22 protein-coding genes are annotated in these 21,122 nt (G+C 36.8%); 13 read left to right on the top strand and 9 right to left on the bottom strand.

Annotation, left to right across the window (positions count from 1 at the left end; all coding sequences use genetic code 11):
- Nucleotides 1-55: 55 nt before the first annotated feature.
- Both VCM44_RS09475 and VCM44_RS09470 read right to left on the bottom strand, forming a co-directional pair.
- Complete coding sequence (locus VCM44_RS09475) at nt 56-379, bottom strand: hypothetical protein (protein ID WP_115363796.1); 324 nt, start codon at nt 377-379, stop codon at nt 56-58.
- A gap of 33 nt (nt 380-412) precedes the next feature.
- Complete coding sequence (locus tag VCM44_RS09470) at nt 413-628, bottom strand: hypothetical protein (protein WP_115363794.1); 216 nt, start codon at nt 626-628, stop codon at nt 413-415.
- 188 nt (nt 629-816) lie between these two features.
- Here VCM44_RS09470 and VCM44_RS09465 point away from each other — a divergent pair, with 188 nt between their 5' ends.
- From VCM44_RS09465 to VCM44_RS09440, 6 genes are all read left to right on the top strand, one after another.
- Nucleotides 817-1,740, top strand: coding sequence for an alpha/beta hydrolase fold domain-containing protein (locus tag VCM44_RS09465; protein WP_334678653.1), 924 nt, complete (start codon nt 817-819; stop codon nt 1,738-1,740).
- Nucleotides 1,737-3,308 carry an alkaline phosphatase gene (locus tag VCM44_RS09460; RefSeq protein ID WP_334678652.1) on the top strand — a complete coding sequence of 524 codons (1,572 nt, stop codon included), beginning with the start codon at nt 1,737-1,739 and terminating at the stop codon, nt 3,306-3,308. The genes VCM44_RS09465 and VCM44_RS09460 overlap by 4 nt, the downstream gene beginning before the upstream one ends.
- A gap of 4 nt (nt 3,309-3,312) precedes the next feature.
- A complete protein-coding gene (locus tag VCM44_RS09455; RefSeq protein WP_334678651.1) occupies nt 3,313-4,134 on the top strand; it encodes a heme-dependent oxidative N-demethylase subunit alpha family protein in 822 nt (273 codons plus the stop codon).
- A gap of 126 nt (nt 4,135-4,260) precedes the next feature.
- Nucleotides 4,261-4,914: an ATP-binding cassette domain-containing protein gene (locus VCM44_RS09450; RefSeq protein ID WP_334678650.1), complete on the top strand. Its 654-nt coding sequence runs from the start codon at nt 4,261-4,263 to the stop codon at nt 4,912-4,914.
- Entirely contained in the window at nt 4,901-6,283 is a 1,383-nt protein-coding gene (locus VCM44_RS09445; protein ID WP_334678649.1) for a hypothetical protein, read from the top strand. Before VCM44_RS09450 ends, VCM44_RS09445 begins: the two co-directional genes overlap by 14 nt.
- On the top strand, nt 6,235-6,729 hold the full coding sequence (locus tag VCM44_RS09440; RefSeq protein ID WP_334678648.1) for a thioesterase family protein: 495 nt from the start codon (nt 6,235-6,237) through the stop codon (nt 6,727-6,729). The genes VCM44_RS09445 and VCM44_RS09440 overlap by 49 nt, the downstream gene beginning before the upstream one ends.
- A 48-nt stretch (nt 6,730-6,777) precedes the next feature.
- On the opposite strand, the gene VCM44_RS09435 is transcribed toward VCM44_RS09440, so the two are convergent.
- From VCM44_RS09435 to VCM44_RS09410, 6 genes are all read right to left on the bottom strand, one after another.
- Nucleotides 6,778-7,761 (bottom strand): hypothetical protein, encoded by a 984-nt coding sequence (locus tag VCM44_RS09435; protein WP_334678647.1) that lies wholly within the window; start codon nt 7,759-7,761, stop codon nt 6,778-6,780.
- 122 nt (nt 7,762-7,883) lie between these two features.
- On the bottom strand, nt 7,884-9,278 hold the full coding sequence (locus VCM44_RS09430; protein WP_334678646.1) for an L-serine ammonia-lyase: 1,395 nt from the start codon (nt 9,276-9,278) through the stop codon (nt 7,884-7,886).
- Between the two features lie 37 nt (nt 9,279-9,315).
- Nucleotides 9,316-10,821, bottom strand: coding sequence for a fibronectin type III domain-containing protein (locus VCM44_RS09425; RefSeq protein WP_334678645.1), 1,506 nt, complete (start codon nt 10,819-10,821; stop codon nt 9,316-9,318).
- Between the two features lie 79 nt (nt 10,822-10,900).
- Nucleotides 10,901-11,185, bottom strand: coding sequence for a hypothetical protein (locus VCM44_RS09420; protein WP_133296989.1), 285 nt, complete (start codon nt 11,183-11,185; stop codon nt 10,901-10,903).
- A 44-nt stretch (nt 11,186-11,229) separates the two neighbouring features.
- Nucleotides 11,230-11,844 (bottom strand): 3'-5' exonuclease, encoded by a 615-nt coding sequence (locus VCM44_RS09415; RefSeq protein ID WP_334678644.1) that lies wholly within the window; start codon nt 11,842-11,844, stop codon nt 11,230-11,232.
- The gene (locus VCM44_RS09410; RefSeq protein WP_334678643.1) at nt 11,831-12,877 is read right to left on the bottom strand and encodes a trypsin-like serine peptidase; all 1,047 of its coding nucleotides are present in this window, start codon (nt 12,875-12,877) and stop codon (nt 11,831-11,833) included. The genes VCM44_RS09415 and VCM44_RS09410 overlap by 14 nt, the downstream gene beginning before the upstream one ends.
- Nucleotides 12,878-12,999: 122 nt before the next feature.
- Here VCM44_RS09410 and queA point away from each other — a divergent pair, with 122 nt between their 5' ends.
- The 7 genes from queA (at nt 13,000) to VCM44_RS09375 (ending at nt 19,391) form a co-directional block, all read left to right on the top strand.
- Nucleotides 13,000-14,058, top strand: coding sequence for a tRNA preQ1(34) S-adenosylmethionine ribosyltransferase-isomerase QueA (gene queA / locus VCM44_RS09405; RefSeq protein ID WP_334678642.1), 1,059 nt, complete (start codon nt 13,000-13,002; stop codon nt 14,056-14,058).
- Between the two features lie 6 nt (nt 14,059-14,064).
- On the top strand, nt 14,065-15,183 hold the full coding sequence (gene tgt / locus VCM44_RS09400) for a tRNA guanosine(34) transglycosylase Tgt (RefSeq protein WP_115363768.1): 1,119 nt from the start codon (nt 14,065-14,067) through the stop codon (nt 15,181-15,183).
- 25 nt (nt 15,184-15,208) lie between these two features.
- Nucleotides 15,209-15,547, top strand: a complete 339-nt coding sequence (gene yajC, locus VCM44_RS09395) for a preprotein translocase subunit YajC (RefSeq protein ID WP_115363766.1) — start codon at nt 15,209-15,211, stop codon at nt 15,545-15,547.
- 24 nt (nt 15,548-15,571) lie between these two features.
- Nucleotides 15,572-15,877, top strand: coding sequence for a Sec-independent protein translocase subunit TatA/TatB (locus VCM44_RS09390; RefSeq protein ID WP_115363764.1), 306 nt, complete (start codon nt 15,572-15,574; stop codon nt 15,875-15,877).
- Nucleotides 15,878-15,998: 121 nt separating this feature from the next.
- A complete protein-coding gene (gene secD / locus VCM44_RS09385) occupies nt 15,999-17,708 on the top strand; it encodes a protein translocase subunit SecD (RefSeq protein ID WP_115363762.1) in 1,710 nt (569 codons plus the stop codon).
- A gap of 14 nt (nt 17,709-17,722) precedes the next feature.
- Nucleotides 17,723-18,652: a protein translocase subunit SecF gene (secF, locus tag VCM44_RS09380; RefSeq protein ID WP_115363760.1), complete on the top strand. Its 930-nt coding sequence runs from the start codon at nt 17,723-17,725 to the stop codon at nt 18,650-18,652.
- Entirely contained in the window at nt 18,639-19,391 is a 753-nt protein-coding gene (locus VCM44_RS09375; RefSeq protein WP_334678641.1) for a hypothetical protein, read from the top strand. Before secF ends, VCM44_RS09375 begins: the two co-directional genes overlap by 14 nt.
- A gap of 22 nt (nt 19,392-19,413) precedes the next feature.
- Here VCM44_RS09375 and VCM44_RS09370 read toward each other — a convergent pair whose 3' ends face one another.
- Nucleotides 19,414-21,105, bottom strand: a complete 1,692-nt coding sequence (locus VCM44_RS09370) for a hypothetical protein (protein ID WP_133296988.1) — start codon at nt 21,103-21,105, stop codon at nt 19,414-19,416.
- Nucleotides 21,106-21,122: the final 17 nt, after the last annotated feature.

Genomic DNA, 21,122 nt, shown 5'->3' with positions numbered 1-21,122 from the left:
TATATCCTAAGGAGACACTATCATAAATTTAAGTTGTGCACAATCTAATTTTGGACTACTTATATTTTCTATCATATAAGTACTCTTTATCGTGATACTCCATATTTCTTTCTATCTTCTGTTCTTTTTCATCATATGAAGCAGGGGTACGCTTTGAGTCTTCCTGAGGCATGCTTTTTTGGTCTGCATAATCCTTTTCTTTAGACATATTCTTATTTTCTTCAGAAAATGTGACATCTTCTACTGCACCACTATCTTGACTTACAACAGCACCTTGAACACGACTAACGCCAGCTATGATCAGAAGAATAATAATTGCACCAATACCAGCATAGATAATGGCCTTAGGGTTGAATGTATTTTTCTGTTTAATGCTCATAGTCTCCAGTTCCTAGTTTTTGTTACTAAAAAATTATTCATATATTAAGTAATGCTTCTCCGTTAAACTCACTTCTTTTCCACTTATACTTGCAGGATCGCGATCACTTGTTTTCTTTTTGTCTACTTTTGATTTTTGTGATTTCGATTGTTTATCTTTCATTTCTTTCTTTTCTTGTTCACCTTGTGCACCATATGCAGGGTTTGAAGTAAGTATAAAGATAAAAGTTGCAGCTAAAATTCGTTTCATATTTATCACCTCTGTTGAATCTGTTTAGGTTAATTATTGCGGTGTAATAACAGATTATTATGAAATTTCTGTTGAAATAAATTCATACTGTTTTAGTCGGAAAATGTGAGCTGAAGTATCTTTAAATATCAGGCGTTTATTTATATACTTAGCTGGCTTTACTATTATGAACTTAATAAGATTTAACTATGAATGAAACAATACGTGACTTTCTAACAACAAAGAGACTTGCATCTATGCAAGCTTTCTTTGATGCTGGAATAAAGCGATTTTCAAAAATTACTCTCGAAGAATTACGTCGCGCTATGGCCATTGTAGAAAAAGAGAACACTCAATATGTAGAAGACGAGTTTTCTTTTGATGATCGACGCATACTTGTATGGACAAAAGATAAGAGTAAAATCGAACAAGAGTGTATTTTACACTTTCATTCTGGTGGATATGTAACAGGTGATGAGTTAACTGGGGCCCAATTTTGTCAGGCCCTCTATAATGAATCTGGAAGAACAATCCTGTGTCCTGATTATCCTCTTTGTCCAGAAGTGACGATTCCAGAGATTGTGGATTGGTCCTTGAAGCTGCTATTAGACTTAAAAAAACGCGGAGTTAAAAGGTTTATCTTAACTGGAACTTCTGCCGGGGCAAATCTCGTTACACTTTGTGCTCTTGAAAATGCAAAACGTAGCGATCAATTAGATATTAAAGAGATTCATCTTATTACCGGTCATTATCAAAGTGATTTTGACTCGGACTCTGCTAATCGTTATGAAAGTGGTGAGGAGTCAGGCCTATCGAAATCAATGCTTTTAAAGTTACTTGATTATGCAATTTCTGATCGCGATATTCATCTTCAAGATCCTGATATTTTCCCACTCTACTCAGATGATTTATCTCTACTTCCAAGGACAAATATCTATGTCGCAAAGTATGATGTTCTCTATGACGATAGTATTATGTTTTATGAGAAACTTATGCGTGAAGGTGTACAAGTAAGCTTTAAGGAATTTTCATCAGGTTTCCATGCTTGGACAAATTACGTGTTAGAATGTGATGAACTACTCAATTACGCAAAAAATAATATATTCAACGAAATATTAAAGGATAATAAATGATTAATAGGTCTATATCTTCTACTTTCTTTTTAAGTGCTCTTTTATTGCTTTCTAGTTGTATGAATAGCTCATCAAATAAAGGGCCAAAAAATCTTATTTTAATGATAGGTGATGGAATGGGGCCAGGTCAGATCTCATTATTAAATTACTACTTAAAACATAATTCAAATCCGAAGATGAAGAATGTTCGTTATGCCTTTGCAAATATGAACTCTAATCAAATAGGAGTTTCTGCAACTCAACCGTATGGGAGCATTGTTGTAGACTCTGCTTGTTCTGCTACACAATTAGCAACTGGTACACCTTCAAGGTCTGAAATGATTGGATTGGATAAAGAAGGAGAGATTGCAAAAACTATTTTAGAAAAGGCACAAAAGAAAGGACTCAAAACTGGACTGGTATCAGATACAAGACTTACTCATGCGACACCGGCCTCTTTTGCTGCTCATGTTGCAAATCGATGGTCTGAAGATAGAATTGCTCAAAGTATGATTGAAGTTGCACCTGATCTTATGTTTTCTGGTGGGGCCAACCGCTTTGTTCCTAAGGGAACGAAGAGTGCTATAGAAGGTCACTTCACACTTAAGTCTAAACGAAAGGATGATCGCAACCTATTACAAGAGGCAAAAGATAAAGGCTTTCAAGTAATTCATAAAAGAAGTGAGCTTACTAATATCGATTCATCTAAAAAAGTCTTAGGTCTTTTCACGAATCACAATATGCCAGAAGCTTTATGGTTTCGTGATAAAAAAGAAGATGAGTCACGTGAGATTCCAACTCTTCTTGAGATGTCAAAGAGTGCTGTTGAAACTCTTTCCAAAAATAAAGATGGCTTCTTTCTTATGATTGAAGGTGGCCAAATTGATTGGGCCGGTCACCAAAATGATGCTGGAAGTATGCTCCATGAGATGCTTTCATTTAATGAAACAGTTAATTGGATCAGTGATTGGGTTAGTAAGAACCCTGATACACTTTTAGTTATTACAGCGGATCATGAAACAGGTGGATTTGGATTTGGTTATAATATTGGAAAAATAGAAGATGAGATTGAATTATCTGGTTCAGTTTTTAAAGACCGTAAGTTTAAAACATCTATAAACTATGGCCCATATCGAGTCTTAGATCTTTTATATTCTCAAAAGACAAATTTAATTAAGCTTTGGGATGACTTCTTAGATTTAGAAAAGTCACAGCAAACTTCTTCAACGCTATGTGATCTTATTGAAGAGACTACTACAGTTCGTTTAAGTGTTAGTAAGTGTAGCGAAATCTTAGCTAAGGCCATTGAAGAAAAACGCAGGAGAAAGAATTTAAAATTATACAAAGGTGAGGTGCCTAAGTTTAGAGGATATCATGATCATTATTATTATGATCTTAAAAATATCAGAACATCACTAATTGCTAAGGCTATCGCAAGTGAGCAGAATGTTGTTTGGGCAACAAGTGGGCACACTGCTGCTCCAGTACACGTTTATACAAAAGGAGATGTTGATTGGGCCAAAGAGTTTTCTGGCCAGTTAACTCATCCTCAAATTGGTGATCGTTTACAAAAAGTATTAGGGCTATAAAGTAATGTATGCGCCAGTAAAACCGCTCGATTTTAAAGAAGAGCTATTTCCTTTAAGAAAAGGTAAGTATGAAGTCTCTCCTGGCCTTTCTCCACTTGATAGCGATGTCTTTTTAAAAGACCAAAACTTTAATGATTATATTGAGCAAAAAAATATTTGTTTTAAAGAGAATAAAGATAAGTATCTCTGCTTAGATGAAGAGTTTTTAAGTAACGAAAGCGTTTATCAAGACTTTTTAAATAAATGCGCAAGTAAAGACTATTCCTCTATTGCGCAGATGACACTTAATACACAAGAAGACTTTGCTCTTATGAAAGGTGAGAAGGCCATTGCTATTTCTCTATGTTTTCCAAACCACTGGGACCCTAGAGAGAAGATCTCTCAAGACTTCAATCATATCCACATACCTGTTGCTGACTTTGGCCAAATTGCTAAGAATGCAACAAGGCTTTCGCGATCTCTAATCGAGCGAGGGCCATTTAAGAGGTTTGCATGGGGACTCTCAACTGATACGAGACTAAACCATCATCCTGAAGCTCCTAAGGGTATTTCTGATGAGTTATGGTATGGCCGAAGCTTTAAAAATGACGGTAATCACAAGCTCTATATGAGAGTTGAACGCCAGCATATGGTAGGCCTTGCAGAAGAGAATATTTGCTTATTTACAATTCGAACATACTTTCTTGATGTTGCGCAGATTCCTGCAGGCGAGCTTAAACTTTTAAAAGAGGCCATTTTCTCAATGACTGACGATACTCTCACATACAAGGGAATTAAGAAGAACCTTGACGATGTCATTTCTTATATTGATGAATTGATAGGTTAGGGCCGCCTCAAATAATTGCACCAGTCTTTATTTAGTCGACACATAAGACTCTGATTTTTGGATATTTTTATACTGCTGTTATGATTGCTGTTTAAAGTTAATCATATATTCATTAAGGCAGTTCTTATGAATTCAAATTGTATCCTCGATATCAGAAACCTTGCTTATACTTATCCCAGTGGTGAAGTTATTTTCAAAAATCTAAATCTTCAAATCAATAAAGGAGAATTTGTTATTCTTCTCGGAAAGAACGGGTCAGGTAAGAGTACTCTTTTGAATTTGCTTCTTGGCCTAAGACATCCTTTGCAAGGAAGTGTCAGTGTTCTTGGTCAATCTCCATATAATAATAAAAGGCATAAGTTATTTAAGTCTCTTTTTTTCAATTCTCATGACTTGAATTTCGATGAGAATTCACGTGTTGGATATATTCTTGATAATTATAAGATCTTGTATCCAAATTATAACTCTCAAAGAGAAGAAGATTTATTAATTAAGTTTGGCCTAGATCGAGATAAGTATGTTTATGAACTTTCTACTGGTATGAAGGCCCGAATACAATTTATTGCAGCGATATGCTCTGAAGTTGAGTTTATTTTAATGGATGAAATTACCGCTGTCCTAGATAGAGATGCTAGGAAGTTACTAGGTGAAGAACTAGCAAAAGAGTGTAAACGCGGTAGAAGTGTTTTGATGGCAACAAATATTCCTGAAGACACTACTTTTAATAGTAATCGTGTTGTGATGATTCAAGATATGGAGCTTTGTGATGAAGCAGCCTAGTATTGTAAAAAGAATTATCCTTTCTCACTTTGCTGAAAATAATAAATTATTTCTCATTAAAACACTGTGTGCTGTCTTACTGGCATTTGTCATCTATGGCGTAAATCTATTCTTTGATATTTATGCATTACCAACATATTTCATAAGTCTTTTAGGTTTCTGCCTTTACTTAAATAAGTCAAAGTCGAGATTCTTTTTTTGGAAAGGTCCCCAGGGAGTCGATTTCTATAGCTTTGCGCTTCCTCTGAGTTATAAAGAAAAAGTTGTAATTAATATTGCTCAAAAACTTTTAGGAAATCCTTATACTTCTATAAGCCTTCTGTATTTAGCGAGCTATATCTTTGACGATATTTTTATTGGCTATTCTTTAACAGAACGTATTCTGTTTTATGCTTTAGCTTTGGCTCAAATTCCGTTTCTGTATTCAATACTACCTACAGTGAACTTTATTGATAAGGTCGCAATTTTTAAAACAAAAGGTGATATAAGAATATTGTTAATTAATATCCCCTCATTTCTTTTGATAATAACTCTTGTTGGTACAAATCTTTTACTAGTTGTAACTATTCTTGAATCGATCTTTGATAATAGTAAGGCCCCTGATTTTCCAATCGTTCTCTTTGTTATCTTTTTTGACTTGATGTTTATTAGAAGAATATTGATTGGGGATAAGACTGAAAATGAACACGAAATTACAAGATTAATTAAACTTAACTTCAGAGATCAATTGTTTCAGAATTTAAAGTTTATAGGAGCTTTAGCAACAATACATATTGTTATTTTATTTTTTGTTTTTCAAATCTCCCATGAAAATGAGTCTGCTTATGGAATAATGAGACTTTATCACTTACAGGAATCACCAAAGGCTATTCAGCTTATTAAAGGAGATAAGTCTAAATTTATTTCTTATTACAAAAGTGGCATGAGAGAAGATTCAAATTTAGAATGGTTGAATGATAAGTTTATTTATAAAAATATTATTAAGTATGACCGTTTAGAAATACTAAAGGACATTATCAGTGTTAGTGAATCAGAGTATGATAAAAAAGTCTGTCAGGTATTTGATTATAAAGAATGTCCTGATAATTCTCTCTTGATTCATGCAATTGCTAATAATTCGAAAAAGATTTTAGGATATCTATTAAATAATAAAAATTATAAGATTGATGGTTTTGATTTTAATGATGCTGTAGTTAAAGCAGCCAAGGAATGTAATGGACGTTCAATTGCTGCAATTATGGATTCTAATGTAATATCAAAAGATACAGAAGCGATTAGGACAGAGGTTGTTGATATTCTTACTTATAATTCTACAGGCAAGTGCAAGGTTGCCATGCGAGATCTTTTAAAGCAACACTTGAAGAATTAGAACTTCTGTCATTTAATACTTGTATGGCAAGAATCAAATTAAGTGTTCCAAATAGGGAACCAGACTATAGAACTCAAATTGAATTAACTGTTAATTTCATCAACTATGGAAACCATATGGGAAATGATGCAGTGGCAACTCTTTGTCACGAAGGTCGTCTACGTTTCCTAAAGTCTATTGGACATACAGAACTTGATTGCTTTGGTAAGTCTCTTATCCAGGCCGATGCTGCTTATATGTATCGTGGTGAAGCTTTTTACGGTGATCTCCTCGAGGTGGAAATGTATGTCGAAGATATCAATGAGTACGGATATGATCTCTTATATAAGTTTAGCTGTGGAAGTAAAACTATTGCCTTTGCTAAGAATGGAATCGTATTCTTTGATTATGAAACCCGTAAATTAAGTAAGGCGCCGCAAGAGTTTTTAGATCATTTTAAGAAATAAAAAAGGCCTCTTAAATGAGGCCTTCTTTCTTGTTTATATAAAGCTATATTACATCTTTTGAAATTGTTCTAGGTATCCATGATACTTTTGAACCTCGCCATCACTTTCTTGCTCATAAGTAAGCTCAGGAAGAATAACGTTATCAAGAATATTTTTTACACGCTTGTCAATCTCTGGTCTCTCACCGATTTCTAGCATGAAGTCATACGTTGCAAGGGCCTCTTCGTATTTTTCATTTGTTTTCTGCTTATTTGTCAGTGTCGACTTTTCAAGAATCGATGGGAAGGCAAGCTTTCCAAGTTTTCCTGTCATTAGGTATAGGCCTGCTGACATTATCTTTACATCAGAGCTATCCATTGAGTCTTTAATTGCAAGTGCTAAGATCATATCAATTCTTGCATTAAGAAGTGCGATAATCATTTTACGATTTGAGTATGTCATAAGCTCTCTTTCAGCTTCTGTTAGGTTTGCTCCCGCATATTCTCTTTTTAAAGTTGACTTTAAAATATCGTAGAATGAAACTGCAGTGAATTTGTTCTTGCTTGCATTCTTTTCTTGTAAGAAGTGTTTCTCATGCATTGCTACGGCCATTGCATAAAAGGCCTTGTCGTAATTGTATTTTTCGAATTTCTTCGGTTTGTTCCAGTCTAGATGTATTGGAGTAAGCTTTCCATCTTCAATCTTATCTTCAACTTGTGAGTAGATATCTGTTAAGTTTCTAATAAATTCTTTTGAAGCATCAAGAAGCATCTCTCTTCTTGAAAAACTATCATCATATGATGTTCCTGGATTCCAAGAGTTGAATTCTAGTGCTTTATAAAATTTTGCTGCTGCTGTGATCTTTCCAGCAATATCAATTTTAGGGTCTCTAACTTTTTCCATCTGGTTATCTCTAGCACCAGATGCCATACCAGAGCGTGCTCCTTGGGCCGTTGTCTCAAGGTTATTTTCAATTTGTTTGATTTTATCTTTAACTTTTGAACATGACACAAAACACATCGTCATCGCGCACATAAGTAGCAGCTTCTTCATATTCTCTCCCTAACTTTCTCTAATCAATTGTTCTATAAAATATGTTTTTCTATGATAGCTAGAAGGAAATTGAAAGCCTTTGAATTAACGTATGAAATAAGTAACGTGTCTAAGTGACTGATTTAACATTCAGTGACATTAACAGCTAAACCGCCACGACTAGTTTCTTTATACTTGGTTTGCATATCAGCACCTGTATCTTTCATGGTTTTGATAACTTTATCGAGGCTAACGTAGTGACTTCCGTCTCCGCGCATTGCCATTCTTGCAGCATTTATTGCTTTTACTGCACCCATTGCATTTCTTTCAATACATGGGATTTGCACAAGGCCACCAATTGGATCACAAGTTAGCCCTAGGTTATGCTCCATTGCTATCTCTGCTGCGTTTTCTATCTGTTCGTTAGTTCCACCAAGAACTTGGGCAAGACCTGCTGCTGCCATTGAGCAAGCAACGCCAACTTCACCTTGGCAACCCACTTCAGCACCAGAAATAGATGCATTCTTCTTGTAGAGAACGCCGATTGCTCCTGCAACGAGTAAGAAGTCGATAACCTTATCAATTGTAGCGTCTTTAACAAACTTTAAATAATACTTCACAACGGCCGGGATAATTCCTGCTGCACCATTTGTTGGAGCTGTCACAACTTTTCCGCCTGATGCATTTTCTTCGTTAACTGAGATTGCAAATAGGTTTACCCAGTCCATAATAGTAAGAGGATCAAGGTTTTTCTGGCAGTCTTTCTTCAGTAGAGCTGCATGGAGCTTCTTTGCTCTTTTGTTTACCTTTAGACCGCCTGGAAGTTGGCCTTCTGCTTTTAGGCCCCTTTTAATACAACTATTCATTGCATCCCAAATGGCAAGCATTCCTGTATTGATCTCATCTTCAGTGCGCCAGCTTTTTTCATTGGCCTTAATGAGTTCGCAAATCGTAAGATTATTCTTCTTTGCTTGAGATAGTAATTCATCTCCACAAGTGAATGGATATTTAACTTTGCTTTCGTGTTGTGAGAATATGTCGCCTTTATTATTTTCACCCTCAGCTATTATAAATCCACCACCGATTGAGTAATAAACTTTCTTAAAAAGCTCTTTTCCATTTTTATCAATTGCTTGAAAGCACATTCCGTTCGAATGAAAATCTAGTGTTTGACTGCGATGAAATAAGATATGCTCACGAGGATTAAAGTCGACAATTTTGGCGTGCTTATGATCTTCATAAAATTCTAGTTTATGTGCCTTATTAGCGCGTTCGAGGATTCCATCGACACGATCTGGACAAATTTCTTCTGGAGTGTGTCCACTTAGGCCTAGAATTATTGCCGTATCTGTTCCATGGCCTTTACCTGTAAGAGCTAAAGAGCCATAGAGTGCTGTTGATACAAGTTGAGTTTGCTCATAGAGTCCATGTTCCATGAGACGATCCATAAAGTCCTTAGCGGCCTTCATTGGTCCAACTGTATGTGAGCTACTTGGCCCAATTCCAACTGAGTAAATATCAAAAACACTTAAATTCATGTGGGATTTATAGCAGATGATTACTAATCTCGCTAGATTAGTTCCACTTATCTTCAAGGTATGTATGAATAGTGTTCACAGTAGTGGCATCAGGTGGATCATTAAAGAGCATAAGCTCCATAATATCAGCGTTTAAATAGCCTCCGTCACCACTGAGAGTGCCGTTGTGGTCGTTTGTATCACCTGAGTAAGAACCAAGGGATATTGTCCCTGAATGGGCGTAGAGAAGTGACGTTGAGGTTGTCGATCCTATTGAACTTCCGTTGACGTAGCAAGTAAGGTCGCCGTCAGGCCCCGCTGGCCCAGTGTAATTTGTGTAATCAAAGACCCAAGTTACGTGGTAGATGGTATTTGTTGAGATTGGCGCTGAGACAAAGGTAAATGGTTGGATACCATCGCCATCGTCAGTCAAATTCCAGAATCCACAATAGAGATTATTGCCACTAATATAAATATTCATTCCTCGTGATGAGCCACCTTCTTCATAGATAACTTGGAACGTATTTGTATCGGCCGAAGTCTCAAAAGAAGCGGTGATGTTTCGTTGATTTGTCGTGGCAGTATTTAGGTCAGCATGGTTTGCAACAGATAGGTTTTGAGTACTACCATTAAAGACAACGTGGTTATCAAGATTATCAAATGAAGGGGATGCATTGCCTGTATAGAAATCATGAACATTAGCTGAGCCAGATGTATCAAGCCAATCCTGAACAAACCCGTTAAAAGCACCATTGGCCGCATTCTTTCCAGTGTTATCTAGCATAGAAGATAAGTCATTAGCATCCAGTCTAACGACCATATTTGGAAGAGAAGTTGCTGGATTAAAAACCTGAAAAGCTACAGAGTCCTGACTTATGCTAAAACCAGCACCATCATAAGCAGTTAATGTAATATAGTAATTAGAGCCCTCTGTTAGTGTAAAGCTTGCTCCGTCCACACCGTCACGTAATTTATAACTTGTAACATTTCCGATATCGATCCAGCCTTGGACATTTGTAAGACCTGGGTTTGTTCCAATAGCAATTTCGTAATGATCGATTTGGCAATTATCAACTGCAGCGCTCCAGGTTGTTGTCGTTGATGAACTAACTGTTGCATCATCTGCTGAAACATCGGGAACGCCAAGAGAAGTGGGGGCAGTATTATCCCAATAAAAGCTAGGTGTTGTAACTGTTGCTGATTCAACTGCTGTAGTGCCAACTGCTTTAACAGATGGATAATAAGGAGTGCATTCAGTTAGGCCAGTTAGAGAGACTTCTGTATGTGATGTTGCTGTGGCGATATTTTTCCATGGCACAAGTTCAGCTCCACCAGCTGTTGTTCCTATTGCGTATTCGATATGACTAAAAGATGCTGGGTTAGTCCAAGTTACTTGAGGGGCATCTTGTGGAAGGCCCCCAGTAATGACTGTGCTGACAATTGCAGCACCAGTTGGTGCTTCTTGTGTTACTGGAGTCACTGAGATTCCAGACGCTCCATCAACCCCTCCTGAACAAGAGGTAAAAAAGAGTATAAATATAGGTAAAATGGCGTATTTAAACATAATTTGTTCTACAAAAATTATAGAACAATGTTCAAAAATATGATTTAGGAAATTTTTTTCCTAATCTAAGTTATTGAAATTAGTTTCCTCTTGAGTCAGGATAGATACATCGGTCCCCGCAGTGCTCTTCTATGTCCTGCCACTTCGGTCTCTGCTCTAATTCATACTTAAATTTATACTCTTCTTCAGATGATGGCCTTCTGATTTTCTTATCGTCATCCTTGGCCGCCTCTTCGTAAGGATTATCCATTTCAAAACTATTGAATTGATAAGGACCGGGTTGATTGCTTGGGGCCCCTAAGACGTCAATGGCCGCCAATGTGAGAAGAATTGCAAAAATATACTTTAAATACTTCATATCCATAAGCATATTTTTGATAAAGAATGTTGGGATTTAATGAATAAAGTTTACGATTCTTTCAACTTTAGGGCCTGATAAAGCTTTAGTGAAATCCAAGCATCAGTGGCCGCATAACGTATCTGTGGTGGCGTCAACTTTGGATTTTCCCAGTTAGTAAGCTTTGCTGCCTTGGAGATCTTGCGATTCATTAGAAGTCCCGTTAGTGACCTCAGCCCAAGTGTGACATACCCAGCTTTCTTGGCCAGATCCTGAACATCAATCACGCCTTTAGCCGTTATCTGAAAGTGTTTCTTTAAATCACGACAGTCATCTTTAATGGCAACACCTGTCTTAATAATATCAGGATTTTCGAGATACTCTCTTAAGTAATCTGGGCATTGAATTAGATTAAGGCGAAAAAGATAGCACTCATCTTCAAAAGAAACCTGAACAAGACTGATTTGAAAATTATCGCTCTTTTTAAAAGAAGGCCTTGATTCTGTATCAAGGCCTGTAATTGAATTATCTTCTAAATGTTTTTGAAAACTCTCTTGCGCATGTTGCGACTTCTCTTCCGTATCAATTAGGTGGATCTTTCCATCAAAATCAATAAGCTCAAGCTTATTAATTTCTTCTTTACTGATACGTCCATTTTGGACTTTCTTTGTTTTAGAATCCTGCATTTAAGATCTCTTCAACTTCTTCAACGATTTCTTCTTCATCTTCTTCTTCGTAAACATTTTGGTTTATGAAAAGTGGACCTAAAACCTTCTTTAAAACATAGTCGTGGTTCGCTGCTGCGATTTTCGTTACAGTTTCACCCATTGCGCCTTTTGATGGATAAGACATACGGTCACATTTCTTACCTTGTCCTTCACACTTATTTACGCGGTAACACATTTTATCGTAGTCAAAAACATAGTCGATTTCACCTGCAACAAGAATTCCTACAACTTCATCTTTCGAATTTAGAACAGGAGAACCTGAATTTCCTGCAAATGTATCAAGATCTGTTGTGACATCATTTCGATATGGTTTATTTGTTACAATTTTTGCATCACCAGATACCTTAAGTGGTAGTCCAGTAGGGTGGCCAGCAACATAAATATCAGTACCTTCTTTTACTGCAGTTGATTTAAGATTTAGCTTTAGTGGCTTCTTATCTGCTGCGCGACGATCCAGTTCAACGACTGCATAGTCTAGAAGACCAGTGTAAGATGCTGCAACAACTCTCTTACATCCATATACTTCATTCTTTTCAATGACTAATTTTCCATCTGAGTTTACAGAAGTTGCCTTGTAGTTAAAGACCCATTTATTATTCTTACAGCTTTCTGATACTGTGTCTGCTACTTGAGTCCCGCCCTTAATCATGCAGTGACCTGCTGTCATAAGAAGGTTTTCACCAATTAAAAAACCAGTACAGCTAGATATTGTTGGTTCAGATCTGAATTTCATATCTGAACACGTTGGGTAACCTCTATGAGATTTTAGAGTAGGAAAACTCTTAAAAATCGAGTCCAGAACTTCACCTGATTCTGATCTCGCAAAAATATAACTTGGTACCATTGCTGCAACACTATCAACAAGAAATCCTTTGTCAGATTCTTCAATACTAACGCGATTATCCTGGCCGTAGATTACTTTATTCATGGCCATAGCATTTGTTGAAATAACTAATGAAAGTGCAGCGATTTTAAATAATTTGTGCTTCAAGATTCCCTCTCTTTTAATTTTTGTAAGTTTTTGCAGTTTTCTCTAATATTGAACATAAGAAAGTTGTAATTTGAAAAACTTACATGATGACGATTACCTAATTTCACGCTACTATCCGCCCTATGGATAAGCCTATAAATAAAGAAGATTTGCAACTGTCTGCATATGACTACGATTTGCCTAAGGAGCTAATTGCGACAAGGCCAGTTGAGGGACGTCATCATTCGCGTCTTCTCGTCTATAACTGTCAGACTGATACAGTTTCTCATCACACTTTTAATGAGTTAGTTAATTTTCTACCGCAGGAGACAACTCTTGTTTTAAATCAGAGCAAGGTGTTTCCATGTCGTCTAAAAGGTAAGAAAGAAACTGGTGGAAGTATTGAGGTCTTTTTTCTAACTGTTGATCCAAATAAAGATGGCCTTTATCGCGCTCTTGTTAAGGCCAATGGGAAAAAGAAAGCTGGTGATATCTATCATTTTGAAGACGGACTTACGATTGAAATCAATGGAAATATAGAAGGGGAGTTTTTGATTCGACCTTCTCTCATTGGTAATGATCTTATTAATTATTTAAACGCACATGCTCTTGTTCCAATTCCTCCTTATATTCGAGGAGGAGAGTCTGATGAGCAAGATAAGAAAGATTATCAAACAGTTTTTGCTAATGAGTTGGGAAGTGTTGCTGCACCAACTGCTGGCCTACACTTCACAGATGAACTTCTATCAAAAATAAAAGAAGAAGGTCACGATATTGCCAAGGTAACATTACATGTTGGGCTTGGAACATTTGCTCCTGTTAAAGTCGATAATCTAGAAGATCATAAAATGCATAGTGAAAATTATTGCGTTGATAAGAGTGATTTTGAAAAGATTAAAAATGCAAAAAAACGATTTGCTGTTGGGACAACAAGTTTAAGAACACTTGAGACGATATGGCAGGCGGGAGTTGATAACTATACTCCTGGTGAACTTAAGGACACAGATATTTTTCTTCATCCAGGTGTGGATGTGAAAAGTATTGATGGTTTAATAACGAATTTTCACCTACCAAAATCGACACTACTTATGCTTGTTAGTGCGTTAATCGGTCGTGAAAAGACTCTTGAATTATATGACATTGCTGTGAAAGAGAAGTACCGCTTTTTCTCTTATGGTGATGCGATGTTGATATTGAGGTAATTGAATATGATTAAAGTTGAAGGATATAGCGGTAAGGCCCGCGCAACAACAATTACAACTGAGCACGGTGAGATTAAAACACCTATCTTTATGCCTGTTGGAACTCGTGCATCTGTTAAGTGTATGTGGCAAGAAGATTTGTATGAAATGAATGCACAAATTATTCTTGGAAATACTTATCACTTATACTTAAGGCCAGGGCATGAGCTCATTGAAAAAGTTGGTGGTGGCCTTCATGGCTTCATGAATTGGGATAAACCAATCCTTACTGACTCAGGTGGATTCCAAGTATTCTCACTTTCAGATATCAATAAAATTACAGAAGAAGGGGTGACTTTCTCTTCACATATCGATGGGTCAAAGCATCTCATCTCTCCAGAAAAAAGTATGGAGATTCAAAAGGGCCTAGGCTCAGATATTGTTATGGCATTTGATGAATGCCCAAAACTTCCTGCTACAAAAGATACTCTTCGTGAAAGTATGGAGCTAACTTTAAGATGGGCCAAGCGTTGTATTGATTATAAGCTTCGCGACTATCAAAAACTTTTTGGAATTGTTCAAGGAGGACTCCATAAAGACCTTCGTACGGAATGTATGCAACGACTTGAAGAGATGGACTTTCCAGGCCTTGCTCTTGGGGGACTTTCTGTTGGAGAAAAGAATGAAGAGATGGTGGATTTCCTAAATGACTTTGTTCACACGATGCCTGATCAAAAACCAAGATACCTAATGGGAGTTGGTAAGCCGCTTGATATTCTTAACGGGATTCGCGCTGGTATTGATATGTTTGATTGCGTTCTTCCTACAAGAAACGCTCGTAACGGCCAGTTCTTAACACATGATGGGCCACTTAATATTAAAAACCTTCGCTTTAGAGAAGACACTCTTCCAGCTGATCCTAGTTGTGATTGTAAGGTTTGTAAGACTTATTCACGCTCATATATTCGTCATCTTTATACAACTGGAGAGTTTCTAGCTGGGAACCTTATTACTTATCATAATCTCTATTTCATGATTAAGATGACTCAAGATGCACGACAAGCGATTCTTGATGATAGGTTTGACGATTATTATAAAGAATTTTATAACAGATACACTTCACGAAAATGGGCCGCAGGCCAATAATTTAAAACTCTATTAGGAGAAATTAATGTTAGATTTATTTATCTCAAACGCATATGCACAAGGTGCAGCTGCTGGACAGCCAAGTACTGCTATGAATTTTGTTCCAATCATTGCTGTTGTCGCTATTTTTTATTTTCTAGTTTTTAGACCTCAGAAAAAACAGATCGAAGCAGAAAAGAAAATGCTTGATACTCTTGAAAAAGGTAATCGTGTTTACACAAAGTCTGGAATTTTTGGTACAATTGTTGGGATGACTGAAAAGATTGTTGACCTTGAAATTGCAGAAGGTGTTAAAATTAAGGTTCTTCGTTCACAACTTGGTGGATTAGAAGAAGCAATCCTTTCTAATAAACAAGACAAATAGTCTTATTCTTAAAGAGAGTTAAGTATGTTTGGTGGCTTTGGAGCTGGAGAGTTACTCATTGTTTTAGTTTTTGCCCTGATTTTTATCGGGCCTAAGAAACTACCTGAACTTGCAAAAGGTTTAGGAAAAGGACTAAGAGAGTTCCAAAAGGCCAAAGATGACTTAATGGATCACGTAAATGATGCTGCTGAGCAAAACTCAGCAGCAACTGAAAAAGTCGCCGATCAATCAACACAAAACGATGCGCAGCTCGAGTCTGGGCAGGATGAAGTCGTTGATGCATCACAAGATAAAGTCGAAGCAGAAAACCCAAAATCAAAAGACTCGTAAGTTTCTGAAATTAATCTATTCTTCATATTGTTTTTAAGTAGTTATTCTCATATAATTTTTGTAGTTTATTTAACTCAGATATTGAGAAAATCTAAGAAAACCCAAGGATTAGGAGAATCTAATGAGAAGAGGCTGGTGGTATCGCTTCGTATTTTTACTTATCGTAGCGATCATTTCAGGTATTTCAATAGTACCTACTGCATTTAATTTTAAAGAAACAGATAACTTTCCTGTAAAGTCCAAGATTAACCTAGGTCTAGACCTTCAAGGTGGTCTTTATATGATCCTAGGGATCGACTTTAAGAAAGTTTATAAAGATGAAGTAAAGGGTTATGCACGTCGTGTAGAATTTAGCTTTAAAGATGAAACGGGAAGTGGATTCAAGCTAGGTGATATCGATGCATCAGATCCTCTTGATCCAAAGCTTGAGATTCTTCTGAATTCAGCTGCTGATAATGAAGCTGTAAAAAGTGTTATTCATGACACTTATAATGGTTTAATCAGAATCACAGGTGATACAGGAAGTACTATTTCAATCGCTCTAACTAAGAAAGTTAAAACTGATATCGAAGAACAGTCAGTAAAAAGATCGATTGAAGTTATCCGTAACCGTATTGACGAATTTGGTGTAACAGAGCCAGAAATCGTTTCACAAGGGACAGATCGTATCGTTGTTCAACTTCCTGGTGTTAAGGATATTGAAAGAGCAAAAGAGCTTATTGGTAAAACAGCTAAGCTTGAGTTCAAAATGGTAAATTCTGAAATTGCTCCTGCAACTATCCAGGGTTGGGTATCAAAGGCAAAAGAAGAAGGGCTTGAGTACAAAAAAGGTGAGCGTTTCTCAACTTATGTATCAAAGGTTAATGAATTAGTAAGACAAGACCTACCTAAGGGCCATGTTCTTGCTTTTGAGCGTGTGACTAATGCTAAGGGTGATATTTTACAACTTGTACCATACCTTATTGAAGCAACTCCACGTCTTACAGGTGAAGACCTTGAAGATGCAAGAGTTCAATTTAATCCACAACAAAATAATCAACCAGAAGTTGGTCTAAACTTTAAGTCTCGTGGAGCAAAGATCTTTGCTGAAGTTACGGGAGAAAATGTTGGCCGTTTAATGGCAATTACACTTGATGGAAATGTTTACTCAGCTCCGCGTATCAACGGTAAAATTGCTGGTGGACGTGCAACGATTTCACTTGGTGGAAAGAGCTACAACGAGCAACTGAAAGAAGCAAGAGACCTTGCTTTAGTTCTTAGAGCTGGTGCTCTTCCTGTTCAACTTGATTTCTTAGAGCAAAGAACAGTTGGTCCATCTCTTGGGGCTGACTCAATTGATAAGGCAAGATTTGCTGCCATCATCGGGTGTGTTCTTGTATTTGGATTTATCTTAGTTTACTACAGAGTTTCTGGGATGTTTGCTATTACAACTCTTGCACTAAACGTTCTAATTATCCTTGCGATGTTAGTTGGGCTAGGTGCTACTCTTACTCTTCCTGGTATTGCTGGGATCGCTCTTACTGTTGGTATGGCAATTGATGCTAATATCATTATCTACGAGCGTATTCGAGAGGAGATACGTAAGAATGTAGGCTTCTATAAAGCCGTTGAAAATGGTTTTAACTCTGCATTCTGGACAATTATTGATGCCAATATCACAACTGCACTTGCAGGTATCTGTCTACTAAACTTTGGTACAGGTCCAATTAGAGGTTTTGCGGTAACACTACTTATCGGTATCTTTGCAACAGTTTATACATCTTACTTTGTTTCTAAAATCTTCTTCGAATTCTATATGAATAAAGTTGAAGGTCAGGATTTAAGTATTTAAGGTTGGAGTAATTAATGTTTGAAATAATTAGAAGTAATACAAATATCAATTTTGTAAAAAAGTTTGGGATAACATCAATTATCTCAGCAATATTAGTAATCGGATCTGTCTTCCTTATCGCAACTAAAATGAAGTATGGGGTAGATTTCCGTGGTGGTGCTGAAATTCAAGTTAAGTTTCAAAAATCTGAAAACCTAAATGAATTAAGAAAGTCCATGAAGGATGCAGGATTCTCTGGAATCACAATGCAGACAATTGGTGAAGCATCTGAAAATGAATACCTACTTAAGGTTTCGGCAAATGAAGAAAACCTTAATGAAGTAACAGATAAGGTTTCAAAGACTTTAACGTCTAAGTATGCAGCTGACGGTGTTGAGATTAGAAAGGTTGATATCGTTGGTCCAAAGGCCGGTGCTGAGCTTAGAAAGTCCGGTTTCCTAGCGATGCTATGGGCACTTCTAGCGATTATGGTCTATGTAGGTCTTCGCTTTGACTTTAAATACTCACCAGGTGCAATTGTTGCTCTATTCCACGATGTTTCAATCATCCTAGGTGTTTTTGCTCTTACTGGAACTGAATTCACACTTCAAACTGTTGCTGCCATTCTTGCGGTTATTGGTTACTCAGTAAACGATACGGTTATTGTTTATGACCGTGTTCGTGAGCACGAGGCAAAGTTTGTCGGCCGTGATATTAAAGAGCATATCAACAATGCAATTAACGAAACACTTTCAAGAACAATTCTAACTTCTGGTACAACGCTATTTGTATCAGCAACAATGTTCTTTATCGGTGGTCTCGCTATCCGTGATTTCTTTATGGCAATCACTCTTGGTGTTGTTGTTGGTACTTACTCATCTGTTTTCGTTGCAGCACCTGTTGTTTTATTATTTGATCGTCTAAGAGATGGAAAGAGTTCAAATACAGTAAATGCACAAGCTTAAGACATTAATTAATTTTAATTTTCTTATATTATCCCTATGCGTTCTTTTTTGGACGCATGGGGTTTTTGCTTATGGTGAGGACTACGATCGTGGCCAGCATCACCAATCAAATGAAAATAAAATAGAGGAGCTACAAGAGTCGATTAATACTCTTTCAAAGCAAATCGAAAATAGTGACCAAGACGAAAGTGGTGATACACCAAATCTAAAAGATTTGAGTCAGAAATTAAAGGCCAGTGAGCTATCGACAAATGGTTCTAAGGCTTTACCCCAAGGCCTAGGCACGACAGGTATTTCTAAAACAAATCCTGCTCAAATGCGTATGGCCATCAAAATGATTAATTCTCAATTCAAATACATGCCTGATGATGAAATCGCTCAAATGATTCATTCATCTCTTGAAGGCAAGCCTATGGCCGGCTTTCTTATCAACTCAGAGAGGCTTACAAGCTTTCTCATTGGAATGGTAAAGGATGAAAAGGCCTTACTATACCTTTTTGAATTAACTCAAGATAAGAAGGTTATGAAGCTGGCATTCTTTACGATTATAGGCTTAATTATTATTAACTTCTTTCTAAGACGTAAGATCATTAAAAAAGATGATTTTATCCTCACCCGTTTTGTTAAAGGACTCTTATTCTTTGTAATCTCAACAGGTCTAAAAGTAGGGATTCTTTATTTCTTATATAAAGACTACTTAGGTCCAACGGTGGACATTTTTGTCGAACGTGTTCTCTAAATTTCTTTAAGGCCTTCTAAGATTACTGTTGGGTAATTGGAATACAGGCCATTTTTCTATCAAGTGGTTTGATCGTTGTAGGAATAGATGTTGTGTATCCACTACTTGTTAACTCACTTGAGTGCATAACTTGATATAGTTTCTGATATCCACGTTTTTGAACGTATGGGGCATCTTCATCTGCTGGCCAATAGAAATACGTTGGCTGCGATACAGTATCTGCTGTTGGTTTATAGTGAACACCATTACTTGTTAGGTGGAACCAAATCTTTTTAAGTTGTGACTCACGAATGAACATAACGTCTGCTGGTTTTACTTCTTGTTTGTTTCCGTCACCAAGATCGATAACTTCTCTCGGCCCTTTGGCAAAGTAGAGGCCCTCTGTTGGGACACCAACGATCTCTCCAATAGCTCTAAATTCAATTGTGCTTGAATTATATTCAGCTTCACCAGGACAGATTGCATTTCCAGAATTGTCAGTAAAGAATGGAATCATTGCTAATCCTGAAGAGATTAAGCCTGAGTCTGCTGAAGTACAGGCCTCTGGCATGCCACCATCTTCAACACTTACGTTTGGAGCGACACATGTTTCAAGCGGAGCAAAGTATTCTTTATTTCCACTAACATTAGCACCCATATCAATCATTCTCTGTTTGATTAAGTAATCAACAGTTCTAATCTCACCATCTTTTATAAAGCGCACATCATTTACATCCCATAATGAGAAGTGACCTGGCGTAAGCTCAAGTCTTGAAAACTGTGGAGCATCATCAGTTTGACCTTCTTTAATATAGTCATGACAAAAGATTGTATCACTCACACCTGGTGGTAAGTAAGGTGTAGGGTAGTCAATTGGCATATAGAAGTGCTTTCTAATTGTATCAAGATAAATTGATTGTGATGCATCGTAATTTGGGCTTGTGGCCGTTGCACGAATCATACAAGTGTATTGAGAAACGAGTTTAATCTTTAAGTTTCCTTCGTACTCATCGTCATCACCTGGCTCAAATAATTTAAATTGTTCGTAATCACTTTGTGCGTTTTCAATTCCTGAGCCTGTCTCTTCGATATGAAAAGTATAAGCTTCCCCAAAACGCGCACCAGTTGATTCTAAATTCGCTTCAAAGAGGTTTGTTCCTTGATAAGTTTTAAGGTTCGTTGCAAATCGTCTTCCATCAATATCTGTAGCAATGAGCTCACATGATGGAGGGTTCGCATCTTGTCCGTCTGGAGTATTATCTAAAGCATTATTACAAAAACCAAATAGGTTCTGTAGCTGTTCATCATCTTTTACTTTTGCACCTGGAGTAACACTTCCAAAAATCGTTGCAACAGTAACTTCTTTTTCAAGACATGTCGCTGCACAATCTGGTCCACTTGTTACTGAGGCCACTTTTTGATTCTTACAAATACAAAAGTCATCATCGATAAAAATTGAATCACTTGGTCTTTCAATAACCTCAGGAGGAGTAATACAAACACCTTCAGAAATTTCGATATTATCTAGGATAAATTCTTCAAAATCATTATCGACAAGTATTTTTTCTAATTGTTCTTCATCAGCAACAACTTCACCGTCATTACATGAAGAAGCACAGACATTTCCTTCGTTTAGGAGAAAGTATAGTCCTTCACATGTATCTGAGAATTCCACATCGTCAAAGAATCCGTCTGGACGTGCAACCTGTGGAACACATGAACTAGTTATAAACATGAATAGAATTAGATAAA

The organism is Halobacteriovorax sp. DPLXC-1, from assembly GCF_036903125.1.
GTDB lineage: Bacteria > Bdellovibrionota > Bacteriovoracia > Bacteriovoracales > Bacteriovoracaceae > Halobacteriovorax_A > Halobacteriovorax_A vibrionivorans.
The sequence above is the reverse complement of the archived record's forward strand: the minus strand, read 5'-3'. Positions and strand labels throughout refer to the sequence as shown.

Excerpts from the sequence above, each read along its gene's own strand:
- VCM44_RS09475 (WP_115363796.1), bottom strand. The coding sequence starts at position 379 with ATGAGCATTAAACAGAAAAATACATTCAACCCTAAGGCCATTATCTAT.
- VCM44_RS09470 (WP_115363794.1), bottom strand. The coding sequence starts at position 628 with ATGAAACGAATTTTAGCTGCAACTTTTATCTTTATACTTACTTCAAAC.
- VCM44_RS09465 (WP_334678653.1), top strand. The coding sequence starts at position 817 with ATGAATGAAACAATACGTGACTTTCTAACAACAAAGAGACTTGCATCT.
- VCM44_RS09460 (WP_334678652.1), top strand. The coding sequence starts at position 1,737 with ATGATTAATAGGTCTATATCTTCTACTTTCTTTTTAAGTGCTCTTTTA.
- VCM44_RS09455 (WP_334678651.1), top strand. The coding sequence starts at position 3,313 with ATGTATGCGCCAGTAAAACCGCTCGATTTTAAAGAAGAGCTATTTCCT.
- VCM44_RS09450 (WP_334678650.1), top strand. The coding sequence starts at position 4,261 with ATGAATTCAAATTGTATCCTCGATATCAGAAACCTTGCTTATACTTAT.
- VCM44_RS09445 (WP_334678649.1), top strand. The coding sequence starts at position 4,901 with ATGAAGCAGCCTAGTATTGTAAAAAGAATTATCCTTTCTCACTTTGCT.
- VCM44_RS09435 (WP_334678647.1), bottom strand. The coding sequence starts at position 7,761 with ATGAAGAAGCTGCTACTTATGTGCGCGATGACGATGTGTTTTGTGTCA.
- VCM44_RS09430 (WP_334678646.1), bottom strand. The coding sequence starts at position 9,278 with ATGAATTTAAGTGTTTTTGATATTTACTCAGTTGGAATTGGGCCAAGT.
- VCM44_RS09425 (WP_334678645.1), bottom strand. The coding sequence starts at position 10,821 with ATGTTTAAATACGCCATTTTACCTATATTTATACTCTTTTTTACCTCT.
- VCM44_RS09420 (WP_133296989.1), bottom strand. The coding sequence starts at position 11,185 with ATGGATATGAAGTATTTAAAGTATATTTTTGCAATTCTTCTCACATTG.
- VCM44_RS09415 (WP_334678644.1), bottom strand. The coding sequence starts at position 11,844 with ATGCAGGATTCTAAAACAAAGAAAGTCCAAAATGGACGTATCAGTAAA.
- queA (WP_334678642.1), top strand. The coding sequence starts at position 13,000 with ATGGATAAGCCTATAAATAAAGAAGATTTGCAACTGTCTGCATATGAC.
- tgt (WP_115363768.1), top strand. The coding sequence starts at position 14,065 with ATGATTAAAGTTGAAGGATATAGCGGTAAGGCCCGCGCAACAACAATT.
- yajC (WP_115363766.1), top strand. The coding sequence starts at position 15,209 with ATGTTAGATTTATTTATCTCAAACGCATATGCACAAGGTGCAGCTGCT.
- VCM44_RS09390 (WP_115363764.1), top strand. The coding sequence starts at position 15,572 with ATGTTTGGTGGCTTTGGAGCTGGAGAGTTACTCATTGTTTTAGTTTTT.
- secD (WP_115363762.1), top strand. The coding sequence starts at position 15,999 with ATGAGAAGAGGCTGGTGGTATCGCTTCGTATTTTTACTTATCGTAGCG.
- secF (WP_115363760.1), top strand. The coding sequence starts at position 17,723 with ATGTTTGAAATAATTAGAAGTAATACAAATATCAATTTTGTAAAAAAG.
- VCM44_RS09375 (WP_334678641.1), top strand. The coding sequence starts at position 18,639 with ATGCACAAGCTTAAGACATTAATTAATTTTAATTTTCTTATATTATCC.
- VCM44_RS09370 (WP_133296988.1), bottom strand. The coding sequence starts at position 21,105 with ATGTTTATAACTAGTTCATGTGTTCCACAGGTTGCACGTCCAGACGGA.